The sequence below is a fragment of the Allorhizocola rhizosphaerae genome (assembly GCF_003426775.1).
Taxonomy (GTDB): domain Bacteria; phylum Actinomycetota; class Actinomycetes; order Mycobacteriales; family Micromonosporaceae; genus Allorhizocola; species Allorhizocola rhizosphaerae.
Genome location: NZ_QJUG01000315.1, coordinates 1 through 7,711, shown reverse-complemented (window position 1 = coordinate 7,711; position 7,711 = coordinate 1). Strand labels below are relative to the sequence as shown.

The following is a 7,711-nucleotide window of genomic DNA, read 5'->3' as shown; positions in this document are numbered from 1 at the left end:
CGCGGCGCGGCCGGCTGGTTGCGCACGGTCTTCGGCGCCGGGCTGCCGTGCGACGGCCGGCACCGGTACCGCTGGGACGGAAGGCTCCGCGGCCGCCGCGGTTTGCGCCGACGCGCTCGCCGCGGGCGGCAGCACCACCATGCCGGGAACGGCCAGCAGCCCGATCGCGGCCAGCAGGACCGCACCTCGTTGACGCCATCGCTCGTTCATGTCCCCCTCCGTCCTGAGCAGACAGTTTGATTGGGATTGAACAGCGTGGATTGGTGTGCGGCAACATCTTGCACAAAATTGAACAGCCCGGATATTACGCAGCGAGCGTCACACCCAGTCCCCCGTTCACCCGGATGGTCTGCCCGTTGATCCACCGCCCGCCCGACCCGACGAGAAACGACACGACGTCGGCCACGTCCTCCGGCTGCCCAACCCGGCCGAGCGGCGTCTGCCGGGTCAGCGCCGCAATCGTGTCCTCATTGGTCCGTTACAGGAACAGCGATGTGGCGGTCGGTCCGGGCGCCACCGCGTTCACCGTGATGTCCCGCCCGGCGAGCTCCTTGGCCAGCTGCGCGGTGAGCACCTCGACCGCCGCCTTGCACGCGTTGTAAACCGCCTGCCCCGCGACGCCGTGCGCCACCGCCGAGCTCGACAGCGTGACGATCGCCCCGCCGTCGCGCAACCGCCGCGACGCCTCGCGCAGCAGGTGGAAGGTGCCGGTCAGGTTGACGCCGACCACCCTGGCGTAGTCCTCATCGGACATCGCGCCGATGGTCGAGCGCGGCGCCTGCGCCCCGGCGCACGCCACCAGCACATCGACCTCACCGATCCGGTCGAACAGCTCGCGCACCTCGAACGGGTCGGCGATGTCCGCGTCGCCGGAATGGCTGACGACCACCGCGAGGCCGTCCTTTTCCAGGCGGGTCGCGATCGCGGCGACGATGCCGCGCGACCCGCCCGAGACCAGCGCCACGCGCGAACTCATGACGTGTAGTCCAGCCACGACCCGTCATAGTTGCGCACATCCTGCACGCCAACGATTTCGTGCAACGCAAACCAGGTGTGCGCGGCCCGCACACCGCTGCGGCAATAGACGATGACGGGCCGGTCGAGCAGCCCGTCAAACAGACGCTCCAATGCGGGCGCCGGCTTGAACGTCCCGTCGGCGTTGACGGTCTCGGACAACGGGATGTTCACCGCGCCGGGGATGTGCCCCTCGGCGAACTCCTGCGGCGTGCGAACGTCCACAACCGACACACCGCCCGAGGAGACGTCCGCGCGAAACGCCCTATACGGCTTGAGGGAAAGCCCGCGCGACTCCCGCAGCCGCCCGTCGACGGGAAGCGTCCACCGCCCGCCGCCGAGCAGCCGCACGTTGTCGCGCCCGTGCAGCTTCATGCGCCAGAAGGCGTGCGCGGCAAGCAGGTTGTCGCCGTCGCCGCTGAACAGCACGACGGTCCGGTTCGACACCGGGGAGGTGTCCGGGTCTCCCACCTCGCCGGGCGACACCACGGACACGTCGAACCGGTGCGCCTGCACCCACTCGTGTGAAACCAGAGTCATGACCCACCCGCCACGGCCGAGATGACCCACAGCGTCGACCCGTCCGGGGTGGGCGTGTCCAGACTCTGCTCGTAACGCACGTCAATGTCGTCGACGTAGACGTTGACGAACCGGCGCAGCGCACCGGACTCGTCCACCAGCCTCGCGCCCAGCCCGGGATAGTTGGCCTCCAGCTTGCCGATGACGGCGCGCAGGGTGTCGCCGTCGGCGGGCACCTGCCCCGACCCTCCCGTCAGATGGCGCATCGATGTGGGCACCTTGACCGTCACCGCTCCCATGTCACAGGGTCCTTTCCTTGAGCGCCCGGCGTGCGAGTGTGTACCGGATCGTGATGGGCTGGGCGCGTGCCTCGGCGTCCACGTAGGACGGTGCGCTCCACCCGCCCAGGGTGTGGAAGATTTCGTTGTCGCGGCTCTCCACGTAGCAGATGAGGTTCAGCGGCCAGCCCGTGTTGCGGTACAGGTATTCGTCCATGGGCGTCGGCTCCTGGCTCAGCCGTTGGCCGCGCTCGTGTGCGGGGTCGATGTGGTGCCAGTCGGGATGGGAGTGTATGGACCCGAGCACCTCCAATCCTTTGGACTCGGCGTGGCGCGTGATGCGCAAGACATCTTCCGAGTCGCACCAGAACCCGCGCCCGCCGTTGGCGTAGGCCGACCCGAAGCACGGGACGATCACGTCCTCGAACTCCTGCAACACCAGCGGGGACGTCTCGCGGACGTTCGTGCCGAACTGCACCTCCTGCACGCGGAAGGCGTCTGCGGTGAACCGGCCCAGCAGCAGGCCCCACGAGCGCGGCAGGTGCTGCGCGGTGTCCAGGTCGCGGGTTTTGAGGCTCAACCTGTACTGACAAATGGTTTCATCGATAAAATCGGTCAGCATCCACCAGTCCATCAGCGCGACGGTCACGATGCCTCCCCCGCATACGCCGAGCGATAGTCGTGGACCTGATTGGCCGACACGTCATACCAGTGCCGCGGCAGGTCGGCCAGATCCGCGCCGTAGACGTGCACCGATATCGACGGGCGGTTCAGCGGGTTGAAGATGCTGTGAATCTCCTGATCCGGCGGGATGACCTGGGAAATGGCACCGGGCTCGTTGCGGACCGGCTCCAGCGGGCGCAGCACACCGTCCACATAGGAGTATGGCGTCTCGACCTCGCATCCCGACACGACACCGACCAGCCCCCAGGTGAGGTGGTCGTGCACGGGGGTCGTCGCATAGGCCGGGAACGCCACCAGCACGACCGACCAGCCGTCGCCCTTGCCCAGCAGGTGCGCCACCGGCAGGGTCGCGTCGACCGGCAGGTCGGGCAGCCAAGCCTGGTCGGCGAGCAGCTCGGCGAGCAGCGGCTGGACAGCCTTCACTATCGCATCGGCGTCATCGCCGCCGCGCACGACCGCGTCAAGCTCCGCGATGAAGCTCTCGAGGGTCACCATGGATCCCCTCCAGTCCGCACTGAAACGCTCCCAGGTGCCAAAAGTTACGCAACCCGTCTAGGAAGCCAGTGGAGAGATGAGCATCGGCGAACGGCTGGAGCGGTTCGTCGCCGACGGTGACATGCCCGGTTGCGCGCTCGCCGTGGCCAAGGGCGGCGTGCCGGTCGGCGAGTGGTACTGCGGCGAGATGGCCGCCGGCAAACCGGCCGGCGAGACGACGATCTGGCCGCTCGCCTGCATTTCCGCGGTATACACGGCGGCGACCGTCATGGCGTTGGTCGAGCGCGGTGAGCTGACCCTGTCCATGGCGGGGCGGTCACTGCTTCCGTCGTTCGTCGAAGGTGGCCGCGACGCGATCAGGCTGCGGCACCTGCTCACCCACACCTCCGGGCTGGCCCGCACCACGCGGGCCGCCTGCGCGACCTGCTGAATGCACACTCCGATGTGGATGCTCGTCGCGGAGGCCTATCACCATCCATTGATTTCTTCACCTGGTACCGCGTTCGCCTACACCGACCACGGATATGTGCTCGCGGCGAAAATGGCCGAGGCGGCAACAGGCCGCTCATTCGCCTCGCTCATGCGAGAACTCGTGCTGTGCGACCTTCCCGACACGCACTTCCCGCAGCCGTCCGAGTTGGACGGTCGCCTGGCACACGTCACCGGAGCTCCAGCGGGACTCATGTACAACTCCCGCTATTGGCGTGAGCTCGCCCATCCGGCGCTCGGCGTGGCCGCGACAGTGCGCGACCTGCTCCGCTCCGGGCTCACATTCACGGGCAAGTCGCCGATCCTGTCCCCCGCCGCGGTGCGCGCCATGACGACCGACCAGACCGGCGGCTGCGCGGTGGGCTCGGTCATGTCGTCGGTGTATCCGCCGCAGGCCCGCCCGTGGGGCATCGGTTTCAGCATCCCTGGCGGCGGAGGCGGGCATCGACCAGTTCATCGACATCGGCTCTGGCCTGCCCACCGAGGACAACGTGCACGAGGTGGCCCAATGGGTCAACCCGAAAGCGCGCGTGGTTTACGTCGACCGCGACCCGTTCGTGGTCGAGCAGTCGGAAAAGCTGTTGCGGGGCAACCCGAACACGGCGTTCGTCAACCGCGACATCCGTGACGCCGCGGGCATCCTGGGGTCCGACGCGGTGCACGATCTGATCGACCTTTCGCGGCCGGTGGCCATCCTGTGCGTGGCCGTGCTGCAGTTCGTGCCGGGCGACGGTGAGCCGGGTGCGATCCTGCGCTCCTTCCGCGACGCCGTGGCGCCGGGCAGACACCTGGCCCTGTCGCATCCGGTGCCGCGCTCGTCGGAGGCGGCGCAGATCAGCCAGACGTACGCGCAGACCCGGTCGCAGCTGACCTTCCGCACGCCGGAGCAGGTGCGGGAGCTGTTCGACGGGTGGGAGATCCTGGAGCCGGGCGTGGTGAGCCTGCACCAGTGGCGTCCGTCCACTGTGGAGCCCGGCGCGCAGCGTCCGGGCTCAGCCGCTGCGGAAAACGCAGGGTTTAACTCTGTTCAGGCGAAGCCGTGCTCTTGCGCGGCTGAGCCCGGCGCGCAGCGTCCGGGCTCAGCCGCTGCAGAAAACGCAGGCGACTGGTTCTGCTGCGCTATCGGGCGTAAGCCTTGACCACGGTGGCGTCCTCGTCGGTCACGATGGTCGGCTCGAAACCGTTGCGGCGCATGTGGTCGCGGACGGCCGGCGCCTGATCCCTGCTCGTCTCCACCAGCAGGTGTCCGTGCGGCGCGAGCCACGCGGGCGCGCCCGCGACCACACGGCGCACGATGTCGAGCCCATCGGCCCCGCCGTCGAGGGCCACGCGGTGCTCGTGCAGGCGTGCCTCAGCCGGCATCAGCCCGATGGCATCCGTTGGCACGTAAGGCGCGTTGGCCACGATCACGTCGACACGCCTGCGAAGGTGGTGCGGCAGCGGCTCGTACAGGTCGCCTAGCAGCACGCGCTGCGGGTCAAGATTGCGCCGCGCGCACGCCACGGCAGCCGGGTCGATGTCGACCGACCACAGTTCGCTCGCGCCGATGGCCAGGCCCACCGCACCCGACCCGCATCCCAGGTCCACGACTGTCGCGTGTGGACACGACCGTGCCTCGCGCACCACGAGCGCGGTGCGTTGGCGCGGCACGAACACGCCCGGGTCGACGGCGACACGTAAGCCGCAGAACGACACCCAGCCCACGATGTGTTCCAGCGGCAGGCCCCGCACCCGCTGCGCGACCATCCACTCCAGCTCGTCCACGGTCTCGGCGGACGAGATCAGCAGTTGGGCCTCGTCCTCGGCGAACACGCACCCGGCCGCGCGCAGCGTGCCGGCGACGCGCGCTAGCGCGTCCGGCGTTTGCGCTCGGCCCACCGGTCCATGAACGTCGGCAGTTCGTCCTGCACCCATTGGTAAAAGTCTCGCATGTTGGCCAGTCGGGCACCCGCCACGGTGTCGGGCCCGCCCGCGGCCGCCACGCCCTCGTCGGCGGCGTCCGCGATCGTCTTGATCAGCGTCATCTTCGCGAGGGTCACCTCGTACCACGAATCGTCGACCAGCCGGTACAGGTCGCGGCGCGAACCGGGCACGGGCTCGCGCACCACCATCTGGATCTGGGTGAGGTAGCGCACGGCCCCGGAGATCGCGGCCGGGCTCGCACCGAGCCGCTCGCCCAGCTCGCCCGCTGTCAGCGAGCGCTCCTCGGCGGCCATGAGGCAGAACAGCACCCGCGCGGCCATGCGCGGCAGCCCCCAGTCGGCCAGCAGCCGGCCCATGTATTCCACGAACTGCCGCATGGCCGTCTCATCGCGCTGCGGGACCTGAGGCATGGAGCGGTTCCTCCTCTCGTCGCGTCAAGAACCCGTCAAGAATAACGTTTCCGAACTTTCACAAGTTTGTGAAACGAATGTACCGTCCGAAGCATGGAAAACGCCATTTCCGTGTCCGACCTGATCAAGAACTTCGGCCGGACACGCGCCCTCGACGGCCTCGATCTGACCGTCACGCGGGGGGAAGTCCACGGCTTCCTCGGCCCCAACGGCGCGGGCAAGACCACCACCATCCGGGTCCTGCTCGGCCTGCTGCGCGCCGACGGCGGCACGGCCACGCTGCTGGGCGGCGACCCCTGGCGGGACGCGGTCGCGCTGCACCGCCGCCTCGCCTACGTCCCCGGCGACGTCACCCTGTGGCCCAACCTTTCCGGCGGCGAGGTGATCGACCTGCTCGGCCGGCTGCGCGGCGGCCTGAACCCCAAGCGCCGCAAGGAGCTGCTGGAGCGCTTCGACCTCGACCCGCGCAAGAAGGGCCGCGCCTATTCCAAGGGCAACCGCCAGAAGGTCGGGCTCATCGCCGCGCTCGCCTCCGACGTGGAGCTCATGCTGCTCGACGAGCCCACCTCCGGCCTCGACCCGCTGATGGAGGAGGTCTTCCGCCAGGTCATCACCGAGGAGGTACGTGGCAACGGCCGCACCGTGCTGTTGTCGAGTCACATCCTGTCCGAGGTCGAGGCGCTGTGCGACCGGGTGAGCATCATCCGGCAGGGCCGGATCGTGGAGACTGGCACGCTGGCGCAGCTGCGCCACCTGACCCGGACGGCGATCACGGCCGAACTGGCCGGCCCGCCCAACGGGCTGGCCGACCTCACCGGAGTGCACGACCTGCACGTCGAGGACCACCGCGTCCGGCTGCAGGTGGATTCATCCGAATTGGACAGTGTGCTGCGCAGGCTGACGGCCGTCGGCGTGCGCAGCCTCACCAGCCAGCCACCCACCCTGGAGGAGCTGTTCCTGCGGCACTACGAGACGGCGGGGCGGAAACGATGAACTCGCTGACCGGCACCGGCTCGCTGGTCCGGCTGATCCTGCGGCGCGATCGCGCGCTCATCCCCATCTGGGTGCTGTTCATGGCTCTGCTGCCGCTCGGGACCGCCTCGGGCACGGTGAGCCTCTACCCGACCGATGAGGCGCGGCGCGGGTACATCGACGGTCTGGGCAGCAGCCCGCTGCTCATCATGTTCTACGGGGTGACGCCGGCCGAGTCGAGCCTGGGCGCGCTCATCTTCTGGCGCATGGCCAACGGCATGGTCGTCATGGCGCTGATCGGTCTGCTGATGGTCATCCGGCACACGCGGGTCGAGGAGGAGGCCGGGCGGCGCGAGCTGCTCGGGTCGACCGTGGTCGGGCGGCACGCCAACCTCACCGCCGCGCTGATCGCGACCGGCGGCACGAGCCTTCTCGTCGGCTTGCTCGTGGCGCTGGGCATGATGAGCCAGGGCGCGGCGGCCGGCGGCTCCGTCGCCATGGGCCTGGCATGGGCGTGCGCGGGCATCGTCTTCGCCGCGATCGGTGCCGTCTGCGCGCAGCTGACCGAGGGCGCCGGGGCGGCACGCAGCATCGGCATCTCTGTCGTGGGTGTGGCGTTCGTCCTGCGCGCGGCGGCCGATGTGTCCGGTGTGGACGGTGGTCTGCGTTGGATGTCGTGGATTTCACCGCTCGGCTGGAGTTATGAGGTGCACGCCTACACCGATGACCGGTGGTGGGTGTTCGGCCTGGCCGCCGTGTTCACCGTGGCTGTCAGCGGTGCGGCGATGGCCCTGTCCGCCGGGCGCGACGTGGGCGCGGGACTGTTGCCGCCACGGCTCGGCCCGGCGCAGGCCTCGCCCCGGCTGCGCTCGCCGCTGGCGCTCGCGTGGCGTCTGCACTCCGGCGCGCTCACCGCGTGGGTCGTCG

Annotated in this window: 10 protein-coding genes and 3 pseudogenes; 4 read left to right on the top strand and 9 right to left on the bottom strand. The window is 69.3% G+C overall.

Annotated elements, in window-relative coordinates:
- The 6 genes and pseudogenes from DM816_RS38420 to DM816_RS38395 all read right to left on the bottom strand — a co-directional run.
- A pseudogene (locus DM816_RS38420) lies at window positions 1-210 on the bottom strand (hypothetical protein); the annotation flags it as partial.
- Window positions 211-304: 94 nt separating this feature from the next.
- Window positions 305-976, bottom strand: a pseudogene (locus tag DM816_RS38415) (SDR family oxidoreductase).
- Window positions 973-1,554 carry a sulfurtransferase gene (locus DM816_RS38410; RefSeq protein WP_117215410.1) on the bottom strand — a complete coding sequence of 194 codons (582 nt, stop codon included), beginning with the start codon at window positions 1,552-1,554 and terminating at the stop codon, window positions 973-975. Before DM816_RS38410 ends, DM816_RS38415 begins: the two are co-directional and overlap by 4 nt.
- Complete coding sequence (locus DM816_RS38405) at window positions 1,551-1,832, bottom strand: MoaD/ThiS family protein (protein ID WP_117215409.1); 282 nt, start codon at window positions 1,830-1,832, stop codon at window positions 1,551-1,553. Before DM816_RS38405 ends, DM816_RS38410 begins: the two co-directional genes overlap by 4 nt.
- Before the next feature lies 1 nt (window position 1,833).
- Window positions 1,834-2,460 carry an MPN domain-containing protein gene (locus DM816_RS38400; RefSeq protein ID WP_117215408.1) on the bottom strand — a complete coding sequence of 209 codons (627 nt, stop codon included), beginning with the start codon at window positions 2,458-2,460 and terminating at the stop codon, window positions 1,834-1,836.
- Entirely contained in the window at window positions 2,457-2,990 is a 534-nt protein-coding gene (locus DM816_RS38395) for a cysteine dioxygenase family protein (protein WP_117215407.1), read from the bottom strand. Before DM816_RS38395 ends, DM816_RS38400 begins: the two co-directional genes overlap by 4 nt.
- Window positions 2,991-3,066: 76 nt before the next feature.
- Between DM816_RS38395 and DM816_RS44990 the strand changes: the two are divergent.
- Window positions 3,067-3,777 (top strand): annotated as a pseudogene (locus DM816_RS44990) (serine hydrolase domain-containing protein); the annotation flags it as partial.
- On the opposite strand, the gene DM816_RS44985 reads toward DM816_RS44990, so the two are convergent.
- On the bottom strand, window positions 3,687-3,890 hold the full coding sequence (locus tag DM816_RS44985) for a hypothetical protein (protein WP_246002608.1): 204 nt from the start codon (window positions 3,888-3,890) through the stop codon (window positions 3,687-3,689). The pseudogene DM816_RS44990 and the gene DM816_RS44985 sit on opposite strands and share 91 nt — an antisense overlap.
- Between DM816_RS44985 and DM816_RS38380 the strand changes: the two genes are divergently transcribed.
- The gene (locus DM816_RS38380) at window positions 3,863-4,618 is read left to right on the top strand and encodes an SAM-dependent methyltransferase (RefSeq protein ID WP_117215404.1); all 756 of its coding nucleotides are present in this window, start codon (window positions 3,863-3,865) and stop codon (window positions 4,616-4,618) included. The genes DM816_RS44985 and DM816_RS38380 overlap by 28 nt on opposite strands.
- Here DM816_RS38380 and DM816_RS38375 read toward each other — a convergent pair.
- Window positions 4,599-5,357 carry a putative protein N(5)-glutamine methyltransferase gene (locus DM816_RS38375; RefSeq protein WP_246002606.1) on the bottom strand — a complete coding sequence of 253 codons (759 nt, stop codon included), beginning with the start codon at window positions 5,355-5,357 and terminating at the stop codon, window positions 4,599-4,601. The two genes, DM816_RS38380 and DM816_RS38375, sit on opposite strands and share 20 nt — an antisense overlap.
- Window positions 5,327-5,812 (bottom strand): GbsR/MarR family transcriptional regulator, encoded by a 486-nt coding sequence (locus DM816_RS38370; RefSeq protein WP_117215402.1) that lies wholly within the window; start codon window positions 5,810-5,812, stop codon window positions 5,327-5,329. Before DM816_RS38370 ends, DM816_RS38375 begins: the two co-directional genes overlap by 31 nt.
- A 93-nt stretch (window positions 5,813-5,905) precedes the next feature.
- On the opposite strand from DM816_RS38370, the gene DM816_RS38365 reads away from it, so the two are divergent.
- Both DM816_RS38365 and DM816_RS38360 read left to right on the top strand, forming a co-directional pair.
- Complete coding sequence (locus DM816_RS38365; protein ID WP_117215401.1) at window positions 5,906-6,805, top strand: ABC transporter ATP-binding protein; 900 nt, start codon at window positions 5,906-5,908, stop codon at window positions 6,803-6,805.
- Window positions 6,802-7,711: ABC transporter permease (locus DM816_RS38360; RefSeq protein WP_425455331.1), on the top strand; the 910-nt coding region annotated here is incomplete at its 3' end. The genes DM816_RS38365 and DM816_RS38360, both read left to right, overlap by 4 nt.